Below are 16,834 nucleotides of genomic sequence, written 5' to 3' on the forward strand. Positions count from 1 at the left end.
CGCGGTCAGCCCGCCGGGATCATCCTCGGAGCCGTCCGGGGCAGCCCGGGTGCACGCCGGTCACCGTACGGTGAGAGCCGCCGGCCCGGTTGACGCCGGCGGCGAGGATGTCACCATGGTCGACGTCATTGCTTCCCGTGCCGAGGCGCCGGGCCGGCGCACCTGGCCGATCGTGGTCGCCGCCGCCGTGGTGGCCGCCGTGGCCGCCACCGGACTGCTGCTGCTGACCTGGCCGCGGACGACGACCGTACGGACGATGCCGGCGACCGTCGGCTACGGCGGCGCCCCGGCGGCGCACGTCGCGGTGCTCAGACACGTGCACGCGCCGCTCGGCACCGATCACTGGCTGGTCGTGCTGGGCAGCGATCCGGGCGGCGACTACGGCCACGTCGTCCGCCTCGACGCGACCGGCGTCGACCCCGCCTCCGTCACCGTGCAGTGGGAGAAGGACGCCGCCGTTCTCGTGTACGGCAGCGGGCACCGGCTGAGCGTGCCGTCACGGTTCTTCACCGGCGGCCGCTGACCCGGGTGCTCCCGCCCGCCGTGCGGCGACGGGCTGATCGGCTCGCGGTCGGGCCGGCCGGCCCTTGAGGTGATCTCGGAACCGGCGGGACGCTCCGGGAGTCGCCGGTGCCCGCGCTCCACGGCGAACCCGGCGACCTCGTCGGCGAGGAGGTCAGCGATGTCAGTGATCCCGGACAAGAAGCCCGGAGCGTTCGGTTCCAGCCCCGACGCGGCGCTCCCGGAGTCGGTGTTCCTGCACCCGGAAGACGTGGGCGGCGCGCAGCCGCGGCACCCGGACGACGAGTTCGGGCGCTACCTGCGTCCGCCGATGCCGTGCCGCGACGGCCGGTACGCCAGCCGGCTGCTGCGGCGGGCCGAGGGGACCGTGCTGATCGACTATCCGGTCGCGGGGTTCCACACCACCCTCCTGGAACACGTCACCCGTTACCGGGGCGCCGGCGCGGCCGCGTACCTCCGGGAACTGCGCCTGGCGGCGGGCCGCGACGGTGGCTGCACCGACGATGCCGGGCTGTGGACGGTCGAGGAGACCGGGATCGCCGGTCCGCGATCCCTGCTGATCCGGCTCCACGAGGAGTTCGAGGACCCGTCCGGGCAGCCGGCGGGCAAGGACTCGTATCTGATCGCGGCCCGGACCGGGCAGATGGTCGTCGTCCTGGCCGACCTCGGGTGGGAGATGGGGTCCGGAAGAGCGGACACCGTCCGCGACCTCGTCGACGCGGCGCTGCGACGCGCCGGAACCCTGCGGTAGCCGGCCATGTCATTCCCGACTCTGAGCACCGTCCTTTCCACCGTCATTCTGACCGCGCTGCCGGCGCTGCCGGCCTCGGCCGTCGCGGGGAGCGCGGTCGCGCCGGCACCCGGGCACTACCGGTCGGTGGCCCTCGGCACGCTGGGCGGATCCTCCACCATGGCGTTCGGTCTCAACGACCGCTCCCAGGTGGTCGGCCGATCGGAGACCTCCGCCGGCACCTTCCACCCGTTCCTGTGGCAGCGCGGGCACCTGACCGACCTCGGTGTGCTGGCCGCCGGCCCGGACGAGTCGGGCACGGCCCGCGACATCAACGCCCGCGGTGACGTGGTGGGCGGCAGCCGCGACGCGCAGGGACACATGCGGGCGGTGCTGTGGCGGCACGGCCGCATCACGGTGCTGGGCAGCCTCTCCGGCACGGCCACCGCCCTCAACGACCGGGGGCAGGTGGTCGGCACCCAGTGGACCGAGACCACGCCGCCCCGCGGGTTCATCTGGCAGCACGGACGCCTGCGTGACCTCGGCATCGCCGGCCCCACCGAACCGCTCGGCATCAACAACCGGGGCCAGGTCGTCGGCTGGTCCGGCCGGGGTGCCGACGGGCCGCGCCGCGCCTTCCTGTGGGACCACGGCACGGTGACCTGGCTGGCGACGCCCGGTCCGGACAGCAGCGCCGGCGCCATCAACGACCGCGGTGAGATCGTCGGCGGGATCGGCACCACCGGCGGCGAGCAGGTCCCCCATGCGGCCCGCTGGTACCGCGGCACCGTGACAGACCTCGGCGTCCTGCCGGGCGGCAACGCCAGCAGCGCCACCGCCATCAACAACCGCGGCGTCATCGTCGGCGTCAGCAATGCCGAGCCGTACTCCATCGAGGAACACGCGGTGCTGTTCCGGCACGGCGCGGTCCTCGATCTCGTCCCGGCCGGGATTCCGCAGGAGGCGGCGGCGTACGTGAGCGGCCTCAACAACCGCGGCGAGATCATCGCAGCCGGCATCCTCTACCGGCCGGCGGGCTGCTACCGGCGGGCCGGCTGAGAAGGGGGCCGAGGCGACCGAACTCCGCCCGGCACAGGGCCCGAGCGGCCCGGCGTACCGGTGCGTCCGGCACTGTCGGCACAGATCGGCCGGGCGTTATGCCTGAGGGAGAGGAGGTCGTCATGGATGTCAAGAAGGCTCCGGCCGGACCGCGACTGTCGCCGCAGCAGGTGTGGGACGCGGTGGCGCACGCCTCGTTCGCGGTGCTCAGTCACGTGACTGCGGCCGGTGCCCCGCGTTCCAGCGGCGTCGTCTACGTCGTCAGCGGCGGCAGCATGTACGTGGCCGTCGCGCCGGACAGCTGGAAGGCCCGGCACATCGGCGTGGACGGGAGGGTGGCGGTCACCGTACCGATCCGCCGGGGCGGGCTGCTGGCGTCGGTCTTCCCCATCCCGCCCATGACGATCAGCTTCGCCGGGGTGGCCACGCTGCGCACCGCCGAGACCGTTGACTCGGTGCCGGGCCTCGCTCGCCTGGTGCCCCCGGATCGGCGCGACGCGTGCACGATCGTCGAGGTCCGGCCGGAGGGGCACTTCGTGACGTACGGGGTCGGGGTGCCGCTCCTGGCGATGCGCGACCCGGCCCGGTCACGCGCCCGGATACCCGTGGCCTGACAACCCGCCGCGGCCGCGGGAGAGCGGCCGCGGCGGCCGAGAAGCGCCGCGGGCGAGCGGCCGCGGCCGGCATCGGGCGTCAGGCGACGAACGCGGCCGCCTGCAGGATGACGTCGGCGACCGGGCCGGGCTGTGACGCGGCGATCGCGTGGGACGCGCCGGGGAGCTCGACGGCGGTGCGGGCGCCGGCGCGCTTCGCCATGAAGCGGTGGGCCTCGAGCGGGATGTTGCGGTCCAGCTCGGGGTAGATGAACCAGGACGGCACGGTCTTCCACGCCGGCTCACCGGAACCCTCGTTGAGCGCCGTGGTGTTCAGCGGGCGCTGGGTCACCGCGTCGAGCGCCGCGCGGCCGGCCGGCACGTCGGCGATGAACTGCTGATGGAACTTCTCCTGGCGGATGTACAGGTCGACGGTGCCGTCGGGCAGCGGGATCTCGTGAAGAGTCTCACCGAGGGTGCTGCCCGGGAACATGCCGGACAGCTGGCCGATGCTCTCGCCGGCCTCGGGCGCGAACGCGGCGACGTACACGAGCGCCTTCACGTGGGCGTGGCCGACCGCGGCGTTGGACAGGACCGCACCGCCGTACGAGTGCCCGGCGAGCACGACCGGCCCGTCGATCGAGGCGAGGACGGCGGAGACGGCGGCGGCGTCGCCGGAGAGGCTGCGCAGCGGGTTCGGTGCGGCGACGACCCGGTGGTCCTCGGCCCGCAGGCGCCCGATCACCTCGTTCCAGCTCGCGGACTCGGCGAACGCGCCGTGGACGAGGACGATGGTCGGCTTCATGGAAGACCCTTTCGGTGACGGTCACACAAACGACGGGCTCACCCTACAACCGCGTTGCAACTTGCAATTGCGTGCAAGTGTGCAAGCATATGCAACATGACAGACGTAATCATCAACGCACGGATCTTCGACGGCCGGGACCTCATCGACGCCACCACCGTGGTCGTCGAGGGCCACCGCATCGCCGCGGTCGGCGGCGATGCGCCCGCCGGCGCCCAGGTCATCGACGCGGCGGGCGGGACGCTGCTGCCCGGCCTGATCGACGCCCACGTGCACACGAACGTGCCGGGCCTGGCCCTCGCCCTGCGCTTCGGCGTCACCACCGAGCTGGAGATGCAGGGCACGAACACCCGGCACAACCGGTCGCACATCACCGGCGACGACAGCCTGGCGGACGTACGCTCGTCCGGCTTCGGAATCACGCCGCCCGGCGGGCATCCGAGCGAACTGTTCCCCGAGGGGTTCCGGCCCGGACCGCCGCCCGGATCGCAGCCGCCCGGTGGCGGGCGGAAGCCGCTGATGCCGTTCTCGACCACGCCGGAGGAGGCCGTGGCGTTCATCCCGAAGCTCATCGACGAGGGCTCGGACTACATCAAGTTCATGGTCGACGACGGCTCCGTGGAGGGCCATCCCGGACTGCCCATGCTGGACCGGGCGACGCTGAACGCCGGCGTCGCCGAGGCCCACCGGCGCGGGATGCTGACCGTCGCGCACGCGCTGACCGCCGAGGCGACCCGGATGGCGGTCGAGGCCGGGATCGGCGGCCTCGCGCACCTGTTCATGGACCGGCCGCACACCGGCGAACTCGTCGACCTGATCGCCCGCTCCGGCGCGTTCGTGGTGCCCTGCGTGGTGCTGGACGCGTCGATGATGGGCATCACCGGCGCCGCGCTCGCCGACGATCCGCGGGTGTCGTCGCGGCTCGACGACCGGTGGCTCGAGACCCTGCGGTCGAGCTTCAACCACTATCCGCAGGGCGATCTGGGGGCCGTCCTGGCGTCGGTCAAGGCGTTGCACGACGCGGGGGTCGACATCCTCGTCGGTACGGACGTCTCGATGCCGTTCCCGTTCCTGGGCGGCCTGGCCCACGGGGCGAGCGTCCACCACGAGCTGCAGTACCTCGTCGAGGCGGGCCTGACGCCGGTCGAGGCCCTGCGCGCGGCGACCAGCACGCCGGCCCGCCGGTTCGGGCTGACCGACCGTGGCCGTATCGCCCCGGGGCTGCGCGCCGACCTGCTGCTGGTGGACGGCGACCCGACCACCGTCATCGGCGACACGCTCAACACCCGGGCGGTCTGGCGGCGCGGAACGCGTCACGAACCCGCGGCTAGGCTGGCCCGGTGACCGAGCAGAAGCCGTCCCGGCGCGACCCCGACGCGGAGCTGCTGGACGCGGTCGGTCCCGCCTTCGCCCGGTTGCGGCGGCGGACGACCCAGGTGCCGGTCACGCCGCCGGTCGAGCGCAAGGACCTCAACCGCAACCTGCTGCTCAACGTCATCGACGAGGCGGAGGGCGAGATGAGCGTCGGCGCGGTGGCCGACGTGCTGGCCGTCGACCCCTCCGTGGCCAGCCGGATGATCGCCGACTGCATCGCGCACGGCTACCTGGTCCGCCTGCCGTCGCAGGCGGACGCGCGGCGGGCGGTGCTGCAGCTCACCGAGGCCGGCTACGAGCTGCGGGACCGCTTCCGCTCGCAGCAGCGCCAGGCGTTCGAGTACATCACCCGGGACTGGCCGGCGGACGAGCGCCGCGAGCTCGCCCGCCTGATCGTCAAGTACGCGGACTCGGCGGTACGGGCGGCCGCGGCACCTCCGTCAGGCTGAGCCGCCGCGGCGCGGGACGGAGTCGAGGGCCAGCGCCAGCGCGCCGATGAGCGGGGCGTCGTCGCTGAAGCGGGCCCGGGTCACCGTCGGCGGGAACGGCACGCACCGGCGTACTTCCTCCACCACCCGCGGCATGATGTGGTCCGCCGCCCCCAGCATGCCGCCGCCCACGACCACGCGTTCCGGGTCGAGCGTGACGCAGAGGTTGGCGATGGTCCGCGACAGCGTCCGGACGGCGTCCTCGAGCAGGCCGGCGACCGCCGGCTCGGAGCTCAGCCCGAACAGGTCCTCGGCCGTGACGGGCCGGCCGAGCGCCGCCGTGCCGAGCCGGCCCAGCGCCGCGCCGGACACCCGGTCCTCCAGCGGGGCGTGCCCGTCCGCGAAGCACGGATCGGTGTCCCGGTCGCGCAGGTAGCCGATCTCCCCCGCCGCGCCGTGCGCGCCGGGCAGTACCCGGCCGCCGGCCACCAGGGCGACCGCGAGGCCGGTGCCGAGGTTGACGTAGAGGCCCACGCCGACCCCGCGCAGCGCGCCCCAGCGCAGCTCGGCGGCGGCCGCGGCGTTGACGTCGTTGTCGATGGCCACGGGGGCGTCGCCGAACTCCGCCCGCAGCATCGCGGGCAGGGCCATGCCCTCCCAGCCGGGCACGTTCGGGGCGAGGCGTACCCGGTCGTCGCGCAGCACCCCGAAGGTGGAGACCCCGACCGCGGCCGGGCCGGCGAGCAGGTCGCGCGCGGCGTCGAGGGTCCGCCGTACGGCCTGCAGCGCCCCGTCGGCGCCCAGGGTCCGCAGCCGCACCGTGGTCTCCGGGCGAGCGTCCGGGGACCCGACGACCGCGGTGCCCAGCGCGATCTTGGTCCCGCCGAAGTCGATGGCCAGGACCCGACCGGCCGTCACCGGGGCTGACCCCGGCGCGCCAGCGAGTCCACGGCGACCGCGACGGCCAGGACCGCGGCGGTGACCATGTACCGCACCGACGAGTTCACGTTGAGCAGCAGCATCCCGTTGGTGATGGCCTGGATGACGAGGATGCCGAGCAGGGCTGCGTACGCACGCCCGCGGCCGCCGAACAGCGACGTGCCGCCGATGACCGCCGCGGCGATCGCCATGAGCAGCGTGTCGCTGCCGCCCGAGCTCTGGTTCACGGCCACCAGGCGGCTGGCGGCCAGGATGCCCCCGGCGGCGGCCAGGACCGAGGCCAGCGCGAAGGCGATCATCCGGATCCGGGTCACGTTGATGCCCGCGCGCCGGGCCGCCTCCGCGTTGCCGCCGACGGCGTACATGTGGCGGCCGAAGACCGTGTGCTGCAGGACCAGGTCCAGGACGACCGCGAGGGCGGCGAAGATGACCAGCAGCAGCGGTACGCCGCGGTCGGCCGAGAGCACGGTCACGACGGCGGCCAGGGCGAGCGCGAGCCCGCCCAGGCGCAGGGCGAGGCCGGCGACGGAGGCCACCGGGAGCCCGGCCGCGCGCCGCAGCCGGCGGTTCACGAGCGCGTACGCCGTGCGCACCGCGACGATCAGCACCACGGCCGGCCAGGCGACGCCCGGGGACAGCCACGTGTCGCTGAGCTTCGCCAGGAGGCCGTCGAACGGCAGGTTGATCGTCCCGCCGCTGCCCAGCAGGTACAGCATGAGGCCCTGCCAGCCGATCAGCCCGGCCAGCGTGACGACGAACGACGGCATGCCGAGCCGGGTGAACATCCAGCCGTGCACCAGCCCGATCAGGGCCGCACCGGCCAGCGCGACCGCGATCGCGGCGAGCGGCGGCCAGCCCCGGTGCACGGCCAGGATGGTCATGATCGTCGCGGACAGCCCGCTGACCGAGCCGGCCGACAGGTCGATCTCGCCGAGCAGCATCACCATGATGACGCCCAGGGCGATGGTGCCGGTGGCGGCCATCTGCATCGCGAGGTTGGTGAGGTTCTCGGCGGACAGGAAGCGGTCGTTCAGCGAGCCGAAGACCGCGGCGATCACCACCAGCCCGGCGACGACCGGCCAGGCGCCGACATCGGCCCGGCCCGTACGGCGCGGATGCAACGGCCGGCGCAGCAGCGCGAGCGTGCTCATGCCTTCCCCTCACCGGTGGACCCCGGCGATCCGGCGAGCGCCACGCCTCCGGTGATCGCCGCCACGACGGCCTCCGGGGTGGAGTCGGCGGTGCGGAACTCCCCCGCGTTGCGGCCGAGCCGCAGCACCACGATGCGGTCGCTGGTGGCCCGGACGTCGGCGAGGTTGTGCGAGATGACCATGACGGCGAGCCCGCGGTCGCGCAGGCGCCGGATCAGCTGGAGCACCTGGGCGGTCTGCTCCACGCCGAGCGCGGCCGTCGGCTCGTCGAGGATCACGACCTTCGGCTCCCCGACCAGGGCCCGCGCGATGGCGACCGACTGGCGCTGGCCGCCGGAGAGCATGGCGACCGGCACCCGGATGTCCGGGATCCGGACGTCCAGCGAGGCGAGCAGGTCCCGGGCCGCCCGTTCCATCCGGATGGGACGCAGGACCGACCAGCGCCGCCGCTCGTCGCCGAGGAACAGGTTCGCGACCACGTCCAGGTTCTCGCACAGCGCGAGGTCCTGGTGGACGGTCGCGATGCCGAGGCGGCGCGCGTCGTGCGGTGAGCTCAAGCGCACCGGGCGGCCGTCCTGCTCGACCGCGCCCTCGTCCGGGGTGACGACCCCGGAGAGCACCTTGACCAGCGTGGACTTTCCGGCACCGTTGTCGCCGACGAGCGCGACGACCTCGCCGGGCCGCAGGTCCAGGCTCACCCCACCGAGGGCCTGGACCGCGCCGTACCGCTTCGTGACCGATCGGGCGGACAGCATTATTGAATGCCCTGTCGCGCGCAGGCCGCCTTGACGGCTCCCGTACAGATGTCGGCCGGTTTGTAGAAGCCGTCCTTCACGATCGTGTCCTTGATCTTGTCGGCGGTCACCGGGATCGGGTCGAGCAGGTACGCCGGGATCTGCGCCGTACCGTTGTCGACCTTCGCCGGCGCGCTGGGCTTCTCGCCACGGACGGTCCCGACGGCCAGTTGCGCCGCCTGCTCCGCCTCCGTACGGATGTCCAGATAGATCGTCATGTGCTGCTCGCCGGTCAGGATCCGTTGCACCGCCGCGAGTTCGGCGTCCTGGCCGGTGATCGGCGGGACGGTGGTGTAGCCGGCGCGCTTCATCGCCGCGATGGCCCCACCGGCCATGCCGTCGTTGGCGGAGAGGACCCCGACGATCGAGTCACGGCCGAGCGCGGTGATCGACTGCTCCATCTCCTGCTGGGCCTTGTCCGGGCTCCAGTCCGGGGTGTCGAACTCGCGCCCGATCTTCACCTTGCCGTCGAGCACGTGGTGCGCGCCGGCCTTGTAGTCGGCCGAGCTCGGGTCGGTCGGCGCCCCGTTGAGCATCACGATCTGCCCCTTGGCGGTGGTGCCCGCCTTGCCGAGCGCGTCCAGCAGGGCCTGGCCCTGCATCTCGCCGACCCGGACGTTGTTGAAGGAGACGTAGTAGTCGTACTCGATGCCGGAGATGAGCCGGTCGTACGCGATGACCGGCACCTTCGCCCGCTTGGCCTGGTTGACCAGGGGCGCGACGGCGCCGGCGTCCACGGCGTCGAGGACGAGGACGTCCGCGCCCTGCGTCAGCGCCGCCTCGACCTGCTGTTGCTGTTTGGCGGCGTCCTGGTCGGCATTGGAGTACAGCAGCTTGCACTCGGCGCACAGCGCCTTGACCTTGGCCTCGAACAGCGGCCGGTCGAACGCCTCGTAGCGGGTGGTCTTGGACTCGGGGAGGAAGAGGGCGATCGTCGGCGCCTCCTTCCCGCCCGTGGCGGCGTCGGAGTCGTCCGCGGTGCCGCAGGCACTGACGAGGACGACGGCGGTGGCGGCGAGTGCGGCGAACCTTCTGGCTCTCACGGGCACCTCTTTCCCAGGGGTATGACGAGCATCGTGGGCCATCGGACGGCGCTTGGCAATGACCTTTACTAAATTCGTGAGTGACCTTTACGAACGGCTGTGGCAGCCTGATGACGTGCAGAACAGCGCGACGGCCAGTACGACGGCGGTTCTCCGGGTGATGAACGAACGCGCCGTGTTCGCGGAGGTCTTCCGGCTCGGGAAGGCGTCCCGCCCTGAGCTCGCTCGGATCACCGGGCTGTCGAAGCCCACCGTCGCGGTCGCCCTCACCAACCTCGAGGACGCGGGGCTGCTGCGTCAGGTCGGGCTGCGGGCCGGGCCGGCCGGGCGCTCCGCGCTGCTGTACGAGCCCCGCCCGGAAGCCGGGTACGTGCTGGCCGTGGACATCGGCCGGGCCTTCGTCCGGACCGCCCTGGCCGACCTGGTCGGCGACATCGTGGCGCGCAAGGAGGAGCCGTCCCACGGGGTACGCAACCGCGACCTCGTCGCCCAGCTGACCCGGCTCGCCGACGAGCTGGCCGCAACGGCGGGCATCAAGCGGACCGACATCACGCTCGCCGTGTTCGGCACGCCGGGCATCCACGACAAGACGAGCGGATCGCTGCACCTGGCGCCGAACCTGCCCGGCTGGGAACGGCGCGACAGCGTGGCCCGGCTGGCCGACGTCGCCGGGGCCACGTACGTGGTGGAGAACGACGCCGACCTCGCCGCGATCGGTGAGGCCACGTACGGGCTGGGCCGCGGCGTCCGGCACTTCGTCTACGTGTCGATCGGCACGGGCACCGGCATGGGCATCGTCATCGACGGCAAGCTGTACCGCGGGTTCCGCGGTGCCGCCGGCGAGATCGGCTACCTGCCCGTGGGCGACGGCGACCCGCTGCTGGACCGGCCGGGCACCCGCCAGCGGGGCATGTTCGAGTCGGTCGCGTCGGCCGGCGCGCTGGTCGCGACGTCACGGCGGCTCGGCATGCCGGACGCGACCACCGCCAAGGACGTGTTCGACGCCGCCCGCGCCGGCGACGAGGCGGCCGTGCGCACGGTGCAGCGCGAGATCGACCACCTGGGCCGCGCGCTGGCCGGGGTGACCGCGGTCCTGGACCCCGAGCTCGTCGTGCTCGGCGGCGGGGTCGGCGGCCACGCCGGCGACCTGCTCACCGGTCCGCTGCTCGAGCGGCTGCGCAGCCTGGTCGCGCTGGACCCGCCCCGGATCGAGGTGTCCACGCTGGGCACCGACGCCGTCCTGCTCGGCGGCCTGGCGTCCGGGCTGAACGCCGCCCGCGACCTGGCCCTGGACCGGGCCGGCGGCCTCAGCCGGTCCGCGCCGACGTGATCTCGGCGGCGATGCCGCGCGCCCAGGCGCGGACCCGGTCCGGGTTGCGGAAGTCGCCGGAGTGGCCCTCGCGCTCCATCCGGCGCGCGACGAAGCCCAGCCAGCCGTGCGCCTCGGTGGTCATCCGGCCGCCGAACGTCACGTGCCCCCGCGCCTGGAGCAGGTGCATGGCCACCTCGGCCTGATGGTTGGGCGGCAGCTCGGTGTCGTCCGCCGTGTGGTCCAGCGGGCCGCTGCTGAACAGCCACACCGGACGGCCCGCGAACCGGCCGGAGAACCGGTTGGCGAACTTGCGGGCGTCGGCGTGCCAGCCGGCCGCGTACATCGCGGCACCGAGCACGAGTGCCTCGTAACCGTCCACATCATCCACCGCGTCGGCCGCGGACAACCGGACGTCGAGCCCGGCGGCCTTCAGCTCCTCGGCTATCCAGCCGGCTATCTCGGCGGTCGATCCGCCGGTTGATCCGTACGCGACCAGCACAGTCATCGCTGTTCCCCCTCCGGGCCGAGCAGGTAGGCCACCACGTCGGCGGCGCGGTACGTCCCCCGGCCGCCCGGCCGCCGCCGCAGCAGCTCCCGTACGCCGGTGAAGTCGGTCCCGGCGGTGATCACCGGGGGTTCCGTGTAGTCGTGGGCGCGCCGCTGGGCGAAGCCGGCGGCCGCCATCAGCCCGTTGCACAGGCACCTGCGCCCGACCGTGTTGGCCTCGCGGCCGTCGCCGTGGCCCCGGTACATGGCCACGGGCTCCGCGGGGCAGCGGTAACCGACCGAGCCGTCGGGCTTGCGGTACGGCGTCCGCAGCACGCCGAGGTCGCAGAGGCGTTCCCGGGCGGCGTACACGTCGTCGTCGGCGAGGGTGCCGGGCAGCTGCACCACCTTGAACGGGAACCCGGTCGGTGAGGTACGGGCGTCGGTGCGGACGGGCACCTCCCCGCGGCCCGCCAGCTCGAGCACGCGGCGCTTCCACTCGGGGGCCATGCCGGACTCCTCGCAGTACGCGAAGGCGGTGCCCACCTGCACGCCGGTCGCGCCCGCCGACACCGCCCGGGCCACGCCCGCCGGGGTGCCGTACGAGCCCGCCATCCAGAAGGGCAACCCGACCCGGGACATCGACGCGGGATCGACGACGTCCCGCGCGTCGTACACGAGCTGACCGGTGTCGTCCAGCCGGCGCGGGCCGCGTGGCGGCGCGTTGTGCCCGCCGGCCTCGAAGCCCTCCACGACGAAGCCGTCGGGCCGGGTGGCGGGGTTCGCGGCCAGCGCCTCGGCGAGGTCGACGGAGGCGACGATAGCGTCGAAGCGGGGCCGCCGCGGTGGGTGCCGGCCCGCCGGTGCGTACGCGCGCGGGTCGAAGCGGATGGCGTGCTCGCCGTCGGTGGACGTGGCACCCTGCACCCGGACCGGCAGCTCGACCGGCTGGTTCCCGGCCAGGCCGTCCAGCAGCGCGGGCAGGTCGGCCGGGTTCCCGGCGCCCATCAGTACGTGGTCGACGCCGGCGAGCATCGCGCCGTAGCAGGCGAACGGGATCGGCAGCTCGATCTTGCGCAGGTAGTTGATGCCCACCGGGCCGTCGTGACCCTCCTTGGCCAGGAACACCTCGGCGAAGTTCGCGGCGATGGTGAGTTCGGCGAGGGCGCGCGACGGCTGCAGGCTGAAGCGCAGCACCGGCCGGAACGGCGCCGAGGCGTCCTTGCCACCGGCGACGTAGTACGTCCGCAGGATCCGCTCCGCGACGCCCGGCACCGGGAAATGGGCCAGCGCCCGGCGCATCTCCCCGCCGAGGTCGCCCAGTTGCAGCCGGCGGGCGCAGACCAGCTCCAGCGCGGTGCCGGACACCACCCCCAGCTGGCCGGTCAGCGACACGGCGCGGGCCAGCCGCCAGTCGGAGATCGCCACACCCATACCGCCCTGGATGATTCGGGGACCGGGAGCTGGACTGTTCATCATCTCGTCCTCCCATCGCCGGGGGGCCGGCCCGTGGCGCTGCCGGGTCCGACCGAGCCTCCTGCGGAACGGCCGGGTCCGCCAGTGCCGTTGGACCCCCTCCCGGCACCGAAGCCCCGCGCGGGAAGTCAAGGGGTCCCCTGGCACTGTCATGCGGGACCTCAGCGCCTGCAGTTGATCGACATTCGTCTCTACGGTCCGTAGTCAGAGACCATCAACTCGCGGGCGGTACGCCATGAAGATCGCAGTGCTGATCAAGTATGTTCCGGAGGCGACGGCGGCCTGGCGCTTCGCCGGCGACCACGCGCTCGACCGCGACAGCGTCGACGGCCGGCTGTCCGAATTGGACGAGTACGCCGTCGAGCAGGCGCTCCGGCTCGCCGAGGCGGGCGCCGCCACCGAGATCGGCTATCTGACGATGGGGCCGCCCCGGGCCGTCGACGCGGTGCGCAAGGCCCTCGCCATGGGCGGCGACCGCGCGGTGCACGTCCTCGACGACGCGCTGCACGGCACCGACGCCGCCGGCACCTCGCTGGTCCTCGCCGCCGCGCTGCGCCGGATGGAGGCCGACCTGGTCGTCTGCGGCATGGCCTCCACCGACGCCGAGATGGCGGTGCTGCCGGCCATGGTGGCCGAGCGGCTGGGGATCACCGCGGTGGTGAACGCCGCCGCGCTGCGGGTCGAGGACTCCACCATCGTCGCCGAGCGCGACACCGACGACGCGACCGAGGAGGTCGTCGCGCCGCTGCCCGCACTCGTGTCGGTCACCGACCGTTCCGGCGAGGCCCGGTACCCGTCCTTCAAGGGCATCGTCGCCGCCAAGAAGAAGCCGGTCACCACCTGGACGCTGGCGGACCTGGGCATCGAGCCCGGGCGGGTCGGCAGCGCGGGCGCCGCCACGCAGGTGCTGGCGGTCCGGCCCAGCCCGCCGCGGGAGGCGGGCACGGTCATCACCGACGAGGGCGACGCCGCCGCACGGCTGGCCGACTTCCTCGCCGCCAACAAGCTTCTGTAAGACACGAGCCCTTGGAGGCTGCGGTGAGCACAGTCCTGGTCCTCGTCCAGCATGACGACGGGGTCATCCGAAAGCCCAGCCTGGAACTGCTGGCGCTGGCCCGCCGGCTGGGCGACCCCGCGGCCGTCGTGCACGGCGACGCGGGCGAGGCGCTGATCGACGCGCTGGGCCGGCACGGCGCCACGACCGTGTACGCGGTCACGCCGCCCGAGCCGGCCGCGTACCGGCCCGTGGTCGAGGCCATGGCCGTGGCGCAGATCGCCGCCCGTACCGCGCCGGCCGCCGTGCTGGTCACCTCGGGGCCCGGTGGCACCGAGGTCGCGGCCCGGGTCGCGGTCAAGCTCGACGGCGGCATCATCACCGACGCGACGCAGGTGCGTGCCGGCGCCGACGGCCCGGTCGCGACCCAGTCGGTGTTCGCGGGGACCTGGCTCGTGGAGGGCCGGGTGAGCCGGGGCACGCCGGTCATCACCGTACGGCCCAACGCCGTCACGCCCGAGCCGGTGGCCGTGCCGGTGCGGCCGGTCGTCGAGCGGGTCGAGCTCGCCGAGCCGGTACCGGCCGCGGTCCCCCGCGTGGTGTCCTCGCGTCCGAAGGCGTCGACCGGACGGCCGGAGCTGACCGAGGCCGCCGTGGTGGTGGCCGGCGGCCGCGGGGTGGGGTCCGCCGAGGGCTTCGCGCTGATCGAGCGCCTGGCCGACGTGCTCGGCGGCGCCGTCGGTGCGTCCCGGGCCGTCACCGACCTGACCTGGTGCCCGCACGAGCTGCAGATCGGGCAGACCGGCAAGACGGTCGCCCCGCAGCTCTACCTGGCCGGCGGCATCTCCGGGGCGATCCAGCACCGGGCCGGCATGCAGGGCTCCCGGACGATCGTGGCGATCAACAAGGACCCGAAGGCGCCGATCTTCCAGGTCGCCGACTTCGGGGTGGTGGGCGACCTGCATACCGTGCTGCCGGCCCTGATCGACGAGATCGCCAGGCGCAGAGGCTGACGGCGATGGTGCTGCGGATCGTCCTCGGGCTGCTGATGACCGCGGTGGCGTTCGCCGTCGCCGGCCGCCGGCTCGCCATGCTGTACCGGATCGGCCGGGCCGCCCAGCCGGTCGAGCCCGGCCGCACCCGGGGCGTCCCGGCCCGGCTGCGCGCCGAGCTGACCGAGGTCCTCGGTCAGCGCAAGCTGCTCACCTGGACCGTGCCCGGGGTGGCGCACGTGCTGGCCTTCTGGGGCTTCCTCGTGCTCGCGCTGACGATCGTCGAGGGGTACGGCGCGTTGTTCCAGCGCGACTTCCACCTCCCGCTGATCGGTACGCAGCCCTGGCTCGGCTTCCTGGAAGATCTGTTCACAGTCGCCACGCTGGTGTCGGTGCTGGTCTTCGCGGCGATCCGGGTCCGGCACTCCCCCGCCCGGGAGGGCCGCCGCTCGCGCTTCTTCGGCTCGCACCTGGACGCGGCGTGGCTGGTGCTCTTCATGATCTTCAACGTCGTGTGGAGCCTGCTGCTCTACCGCGGTGCGCAGATCAACACCGGCAATTTCCCGTACGCGAGCGGCGCCTTCGCCTCCGAGGCGGTGGCCCGGCTGATCCACCCGCTCGGCGCGGGCGCCAACGACGTCATCGAGACCGCGGGACTGCTGCTCGCGATCGGCATCATCCTGCTGTTCCTCGTGCTCGTGGTGCACTCCAAGCACCTGCACATCTTCACCGCGGTCGCCAACGTGGGGTTCGGCCGCCGGCCTCGGGCGCTCGGCGCTCTGCTGCCGGTGTACTCCGGCGGCAAGCCCGTCGACTTCGAGGACCCCGGCGAGGACGACCGGATCGGCCGCTCCTCGATCGAGGACTTCACCTGGAAGGGCATGCTCGACTTCGCCACGTGCACGGAGTGCGGGCGGTGCCAGTCGCAGTGCCCCGCCTGGAACACCGGCAAGCCGCTGTCGCCCAAGACGCTGATCATGGGGCTGCGGGACCACGCGCTGGCCGCGGCGCCTTACCTGCTGGCCGAGGACAAGTCCAAGGTGGATGCGCTCGCCGCCGCGGCCGCGCAGACGCCATTGGTCGGCACCGAGGGCGTCGTCCACCCGGACGTGCTGTGGTCCTGCACCACCTGCGGGGCCTGCGTGGAACAGTGCCCGGTCGACATCGAGCACATCGACCACATCGTCGACATGCGGCGCTACCAGGTGCTCATGGAGTCCGAGTTCCCGCCCGAGGCGGGCGTGCTGCTACGCAACCTCGAGCACGCCGGCGACCCGTGGGGCCGGGGCGCGGGCGCGCGTACCGAATGGACCGACGGCCTGGACTTCCCGGTGCGCACGCTGGACGGCGAGCGCATCCCCGACGACGTCGAATATCTGTTCTGGGTCGGCTGCGCCGGAGCCTTCGACGACCGGGCGCAACGCACCAGCCGGGCCGTCGCCGAGCTGCTGCACACCGCCGGCGTGGAGTTCGCCGTGCTCGGCAGCGGCGAGACCTGCACCGGCGACCCCGCCCGGCGCATCGGCAACGAGCTGCTGTTCCAGCAGCTCGCCGCCCAGAACGTCCAGACGCTCAACGGCGCGGGCGTACGCCGGATCGTGGCCACCTGCGCGCACTGCTTCAACACCCTCGCCAACGAGTACCCGCAGCTCGGCGGGCACTACGAGGTGCTGCACCACACCCAGCTGCTGTCCCGGCTGGTGGCCGACGGCCGGCTCGTCCCGGTGACCCCGGTCGGCGCCACCATCACGTACCACGACCCGTGCTACCTCGGCCGGCACAACCGGGTCTTCACGCCGCCGCGGGAGATCCTCGGAACCCTGCCCGGCACCCGGCTCGCCGAGCCGCAGCGCACCCGGGAGACGTCGTTCTGCTGCGGCGCCGGCGGCGCGCGGATGTGGCTGGACGAGACCATCGGCACCCGGATCAACGAGACCCGCACCGACGAGCTGCTCGCCGCCGAACCGGACGTCGTCGCCGCCGCCTGCCCCTACTGCGTCGACATGCTCGCGGACGGGGTGGCGCTGCGGCAGCAACAGGGCCGGACCGGCGCCCACGTCACGGTGACCGACGTGGCGGAGGTGCTGCTGCGCTCCGTACGCGAACCCGCGGCGAACGACCACCGAAGGGCCTGAC

General features: G+C 73.4%; 17 protein-coding genes. 10 read left to right on the forward strand and 7 right to left on the reverse strand.

All coding sequences use genetic code 11. The features are described from left to right. Positions 1–115 precede the first annotated feature (115 nt). From IT780_RS17035 to IT780_RS17050, 4 genes are all read left to right on the forward strand, one after another. Positions 116–523 (forward strand): hypothetical protein, encoded by a 408-nt coding sequence (locus IT780_RS17035; RefSeq protein WP_199512541.1) that lies wholly within the window; start codon positions 116–118, stop codon positions 521–523. A 159-nt stretch (positions 524–682) separates the two neighbouring features. After that, positions 683–1,273 carry a hypothetical protein gene (locus IT780_RS17040; RefSeq protein WP_199512542.1) on the forward strand — a complete coding sequence of 197 codons (591 nt, stop codon included), beginning with the start codon at positions 683–685 and terminating at the stop codon, positions 1,271–1,273. Between the two features lie 6 nt (positions 1,274–1,279). Continuing rightward, the gene (locus tag IT780_RS17045; protein ID WP_199512543.1) at positions 1,280–2,311 is read left to right on the forward strand and encodes a hypothetical protein; all 1,032 of its coding nucleotides are present in this window, start codon (positions 1,280–1,282) and stop codon (positions 2,309–2,311) included. Between the two features lie 122 nt (positions 2,312–2,433). After that, complete coding sequence (locus IT780_RS17050) at positions 2,434–2,925, forward strand: pyridoxamine 5'-phosphate oxidase family protein (protein ID WP_199512544.1); 492 nt, start codon at positions 2,434–2,436, stop codon at positions 2,923–2,925. A 79-nt stretch (positions 2,926–3,004) separates the two neighbouring features. On the opposite strand, the gene IT780_RS17055 is transcribed toward IT780_RS17050, so the two are convergent. Next, positions 3,005–3,709: an alpha/beta fold hydrolase gene (locus IT780_RS17055; protein WP_199512545.1), complete on the reverse strand. Its 705-nt coding sequence runs from the start codon at positions 3,707–3,709 to the stop codon at positions 3,005–3,007. Between the two features lie 96 nt (positions 3,710–3,805). Between IT780_RS17055 and IT780_RS17060 the strand changes: the two genes are divergently transcribed. Together IT780_RS17060 and IT780_RS17065 are read left to right on the forward strand one after the other, a co-directional pair. Then, on the forward strand, positions 3,806–5,053 hold the full coding sequence (locus IT780_RS17060; RefSeq protein ID WP_199512546.1) for a metal-dependent hydrolase family protein: 1,248 nt from the start codon (positions 3,806–3,808) through the stop codon (positions 5,051–5,053). Next, the gene (locus IT780_RS17065) at positions 5,050–5,532 is read left to right on the forward strand and encodes a MarR family winged helix-turn-helix transcriptional regulator (RefSeq protein WP_199512547.1); all 483 of its coding nucleotides are present in this window, start codon (positions 5,050–5,052) and stop codon (positions 5,530–5,532) included. The genes IT780_RS17060 and IT780_RS17065 overlap by 4 nt, the downstream gene beginning before the upstream one ends. Here the strand turns inward: IT780_RS17065 and IT780_RS17070 are convergent. From IT780_RS17070 to IT780_RS17085, 4 genes are read right to left on the reverse strand one after another with little or no spacing between them, the layout of a single operon-like run. Next, complete coding sequence (locus IT780_RS17070) at positions 5,524–6,429, reverse strand: ROK family protein (protein WP_199512548.1); 906 nt, start codon at positions 6,427–6,429, stop codon at positions 5,524–5,526. The genes IT780_RS17065 and IT780_RS17070 overlap by 9 nt on opposite strands. Then, entirely contained in the window at positions 6,426–7,601 is a 1,176-nt protein-coding gene (locus tag IT780_RS17075; protein WP_199512549.1) for a sugar ABC transporter permease, read from the reverse strand. Before IT780_RS17075 ends, IT780_RS17070 begins: the two co-directional genes overlap by 4 nt. Then, positions 7,598–8,356, reverse strand: a complete 759-nt coding sequence (locus tag IT780_RS17080) for an ATP-binding cassette domain-containing protein (protein ID WP_199512550.1) — start codon at positions 8,354–8,356, stop codon at positions 7,598–7,600. Before IT780_RS17080 ends, IT780_RS17075 begins: the two co-directional genes overlap by 4 nt. Beyond that, on the reverse strand, positions 8,356–9,438 hold the full coding sequence (locus IT780_RS17085; RefSeq protein ID WP_307831232.1) for a sugar ABC transporter substrate-binding protein: 1,083 nt from the start codon (positions 9,436–9,438) through the stop codon (positions 8,356–8,358). The genes IT780_RS17080 and IT780_RS17085 overlap by 1 nt, the downstream gene beginning before the upstream one ends. A gap of 76 nt (positions 9,439–9,514) precedes the next feature. On the opposite strand from IT780_RS17085, the gene IT780_RS17090 reads away from it, so the two are divergent. Continuing rightward, positions 9,515–10,768: an ROK family transcriptional regulator gene (locus IT780_RS17090; protein WP_199512552.1), complete on the forward strand. Its 1,254-nt coding sequence runs from the start codon at positions 9,515–9,517 to the stop codon at positions 10,766–10,768. Here IT780_RS17090 and IT780_RS17095 read toward each other — a convergent pair. Both IT780_RS17095 and IT780_RS17100 read right to left on the reverse strand, forming a co-directional pair. After that, the gene (locus IT780_RS17095; RefSeq protein ID WP_199512553.1) at positions 10,746–11,255 is read right to left on the reverse strand and encodes a flavodoxin domain-containing protein; all 510 of its coding nucleotides are present in this window, start codon (positions 11,253–11,255) and stop codon (positions 10,746–10,748) included. The two genes, IT780_RS17090 and IT780_RS17095, sit on opposite strands and share 23 nt — an antisense overlap. After that, positions 11,252–12,670 carry a nitronate monooxygenase gene (locus IT780_RS17100; protein WP_233412979.1) on the reverse strand — a complete coding sequence of 473 codons (1,419 nt, stop codon included), beginning with the start codon at positions 12,668–12,670 and terminating at the stop codon, positions 11,252–11,254. Before IT780_RS17100 ends, IT780_RS17095 begins: the two co-directional genes overlap by 4 nt. Positions 12,671–12,947: 277 nt before the next feature. Here IT780_RS17100 and IT780_RS17105 point away from each other — a divergent pair, with 277 nt between their 5' ends. From IT780_RS17105 to IT780_RS17115, 3 genes are read left to right on the forward strand one after another with little or no spacing between them, the layout of a single operon-like run. Continuing rightward, on the forward strand, positions 12,948–13,727 hold the full coding sequence (locus tag IT780_RS17105) for an electron transfer flavoprotein subunit beta/FixA family protein (protein ID WP_199512555.1): 780 nt from the start codon (positions 12,948–12,950) through the stop codon (positions 13,725–13,727). Between the two features lie 23 nt (positions 13,728–13,750). After that, the gene (locus tag IT780_RS17110; protein ID WP_199512556.1) at positions 13,751–14,719 is read left to right on the forward strand and encodes an electron transfer flavoprotein subunit alpha/FixB family protein; all 969 of its coding nucleotides are present in this window, start codon (positions 13,751–13,753) and stop codon (positions 14,717–14,719) included. 5 nt (positions 14,720–14,724) lie between these two features. Next, positions 14,725–16,833 carry a (Fe-S)-binding protein gene (locus IT780_RS17115; RefSeq protein WP_199512557.1) on the forward strand — a complete coding sequence of 703 codons (2,109 nt, stop codon included), beginning with the start codon at positions 14,725–14,727 and terminating at the stop codon, positions 16,831–16,833. The last annotated feature ends 1 nt before the right edge of the window (position 16,834 follow it).

This window comes from Nucisporomicrobium flavum (genome assembly GCF_016464385.1).
Taxonomy (GTDB): Bacteria; Actinomycetota; Actinomycetes; order Mycobacteriales; family Micromonosporaceae; genus Actinoplanes; species Actinoplanes flavus_A.

Excerpts from the sequence above, each read along its gene's own strand:
- IT780_RS17080 (WP_199512550.1), bottom strand. The coding sequence starts at position 8,356 with ATGCTGTCCGCCCGATCGGTCACGAAGCGGTACGGCGCGGTCCAGGCC.
- IT780_RS17095 (WP_199512553.1), bottom strand. The coding sequence starts at position 11,255 with ATGACTGTGCTGGTCGCGTACGGATCAACCGGCGGATCGACCGCCGAG.
- IT780_RS17050 (WP_199512544.1), top strand. The coding sequence starts at position 2,434 with ATGGATGTCAAGAAGGCTCCGGCCGGACCGCGACTGTCGCCGCAGCAG.
- IT780_RS17115 (WP_199512557.1), top strand. The coding sequence starts at position 14,725 with ATGGTGCTGCGGATCGTCCTCGGGCTGCTGATGACCGCGGTGGCGTTC.
- IT780_RS17060 (WP_199512546.1), top strand. The coding sequence starts at position 3,806 with ATGACAGACGTAATCATCAACGCACGGATCTTCGACGGCCGGGACCTC.
- IT780_RS17040 (WP_199512542.1), top strand. The coding sequence starts at position 683 with ATGTCAGTGATCCCGGACAAGAAGCCCGGAGCGTTCGGTTCCAGCCCC.
- IT780_RS17045 (WP_199512543.1), top strand. The coding sequence starts at position 1,280 with ATGTCATTCCCGACTCTGAGCACCGTCCTTTCCACCGTCATTCTGACC.
- IT780_RS17035 (WP_199512541.1), top strand. The coding sequence starts at position 116 with ATGGTCGACGTCATTGCTTCCCGTGCCGAGGCGCCGGGCCGGCGCACC.
- IT780_RS17075 (WP_199512549.1), bottom strand. The coding sequence starts at position 7,601 with ATGAGCACGCTCGCGCTGCTGCGCCGGCCGTTGCATCCGCGCCGTACG.
- IT780_RS17105 (WP_199512555.1), top strand. The coding sequence starts at position 12,948 with ATGAAGATCGCAGTGCTGATCAAGTATGTTCCGGAGGCGACGGCGGCC.
- IT780_RS17100 (WP_233412979.1), bottom strand. The coding sequence starts at position 12,670 with ATGGGTGTGGCGATCTCCGACTGGCGGCTGGCCCGCGCCGTGTCGCTG.
- IT780_RS17055 (WP_199512545.1), bottom strand. The coding sequence starts at position 3,709 with ATGAAGCCGACCATCGTCCTCGTCCACGGCGCGTTCGCCGAGTCCGCG.